This window comes from Myceligenerans pegani (assembly GCF_014892515.1).
GTDB classification, from domain to species: domain Bacteria; phylum Actinomycetota; class Actinomycetes; order Actinomycetales; family Cellulomonadaceae; genus Myceligenerans; species Myceligenerans pegani.
In genome coordinates this window covers 1-2,433 of the sequence record NZ_JADBGR010000099.1, presented here as the reverse complement: position 1 = coordinate 2,433, position 2,433 = coordinate 1, and the positions used below count along the sequence as shown (strand labels likewise).

Genomic DNA, 2,433 nt, shown 5'->3' with positions numbered 1-2,433 from the left:
CGATGACCGGCAGACTCTTGAGGGCCTCGCGTCGGGTGCGGTCTTGCAGTACCGCACGAATCGTGGCCGGATCATTTTGAATGATGTGATCGGTGGCAATCTGTGGCTGCCTACTGAGAAGTACCGGAAGGTCGATGACTGGGACCTGAAGGACAACGAGGACGACGAGGGCGAGGAGACGGACTCGGAGCAGACGATCTTCGAGCAGGTGGACCAGACGGTCGCGGACCGCGACAAGCCGAACAGGCCGCCGAAGACGAAGCCCGACGATCTGGGTGTGCGTGCCGGTCGTACGACGGTGCTTGACGTGCTGGGCAACGACATCGATCCGGACGGTGACGTCATGACGGTGTCGGTGTCGGACGGTCCGGGTGAGGACTCCGGGGTCACGGTCGATCGGGTGCTCGACGGCCGTGCCCTGCAGGCGGACGTGCCCGCGGACGCGACCGGCACGATCACGTTCAGGTACCAGGCCGACGACGGCCGTGAGAACGGGACCGCCGAGGCGGAGGTCACCCTCACGGTCCGCCCGCCGGAAGAGAACGAGGCGCCCGTGCAGACGGGGGAGCCGGTGCTCAAGGTCGGCCAGGGCGGCACTGCGGAGATCAAGGTGCTGCCCTACTTCAAGGACCCCGACGGGGACGACCTCTTCCTGTCGACGGCCACGACGAAGCTCCCGGATGACGACGTGCGCTCGCGACCCGACGGCACGATCGAGTTCCTCGACGGCGGCGGCTCCGCCGGGCGCAAGCTCATCGAGATCACCGTGTCCGACGGCGAGGGCGCGGTGGCGAAGGGACTCGTCAAGGTGGACGTCGCCACGGACGACCTGCCGCCGATCCCGGTGCAGGACCACGTCACGACGCTGGCGGGTGAACCGGTCACGGTGCGCCCCCTGGAGAACGACTCCGACCCGAACGGCGACCGGCTCCGGCTGACCCAGGTGGCCGACGTGAAGTCGGCGGAGATCACGCCCAACCATGTGGCCGGCTCCTACCGGTTCGTCAGTGAGGAGCCCGGGTCCTACGACATCACCTACACGGTCAGCGACGGGCCGAACTCTGCCACCGGTCTGGTCCGGGTGGACGTCCTCGATCCACCCAGCGACGCGGGCAAGCCCGTGGTCGTCTCCGATCAGGTTCTCCTGCCCAAGGGCGGCGAGGGTCTCGTGGACGTCCTCGCCAACGACACCGACCCCGGCGGCGGCGTGCTCGTCGTCCAGGAGGTGGACGTTCCCGAGGATTCCGGCCTGACCGTCGCGGTGCTGGACCACCAGGTCCTGAAGATCACCGAGAACCAGCGTCTCGAGTCGACGGTGACGATCGACTACACGGCCTCCAACGGCGAAGCCGCGTCCTCCGGGCAGGTGCATGTCGTGCCGATCCCCACCTCCGACCGGCTCCGCCCGCCGGAGGCCGGCGCGGACGAGGTCGACGTGCACGTGGGTGACACCGTGACCATCCCGGTGCTGAAGAACGACTCGCACCCCGATGGGCTGCCCATCGAGCTCGCCGGCGAACTGAGTGAGGAGCCCGACCCGGCCCTGGGTGAGGCGTTCGTCTCCGAGGAGGTGGTCCGCTTCAAGGCGGGTGACGAGGCCGGTGTGGCCCACGCCGTCTACGAGATCTCCGACCCGAACAAGCAACAGGACTCCGCGCAGATCACCATCAACGTGCGGGACGACGAGGAGAACGCCGCGCCGCAGCTGCCGGACGTCACGGCGCGCGTCCTGTCGGGCGGGACGGTCCGGATCGACGTGCCGTTGGACGGGATCGACCCGGATGGTGACTACGTGATGCTGTCGGACATCTCGGGAGCTCCGACGATGGGCCGTGCGCGGATCACCGACGGCTTCATCGACTTCGAGGCGTCGCCCGACGCCGTAGGGACCGACACGTTCACCTACACCGCCACGGACACCCGGGGCGCCGTGGGAATCGGCACCGTCCGGGTAGGCATCGCCCCGTTGCCGGAGACCAATCAGAAGCCCGTCGCGCAGGATGACGAGACTCTCGTGCGGCCGGAACGGATGGTGGCGATCGACGCGATGGCGAACGACACCGACCCGGACGGCGACGAGATCGGCCTGGTGGAGTCCCTGTTCGGCAGCACCGGCGACCTCGAGCCCGCCGTGGCCGACGACCAGGTGGTCGTGACCGCACCGTCCGAAGCCGGGCAGCATCCCTTCTACTACGGTATCCAGGACATCTACAAGGCGCGGGCACAGGGTGTGATCACGGTGAGGGTCTCCCGGGATGCGCCGCTCGTTCCTCCGGTGGCGAACGACGACGTCCTGTCCGTCCCGGACGTGGTGGGCAAGGAGTCTGTCACCGTGGACGTCCTGGTCAACGACGTCGATCCGGACGGCGTCGCCGCGGACCTCGAGGTGAGCCTCGGTGTGGACGCCGGGGAGGCCACGCTGTCGGAGGACGG

1 protein-coding gene is annotated in these 2,433 nt (G+C 68.4%); it reads left to right on the top strand.

Annotation, left to right across the window (positions count from 1 at the left end; genetic code table 11):
- Positions 1 to 85 precede the first annotated feature (85 nt).
- Positions 86 to 2,433, top strand: a 2,348-nt coding sequence (locus IIE03_RS16845) for an Ig-like domain-containing protein (RefSeq protein WP_318843036.1), incomplete at its 3' end; no start/stop codon positions are given.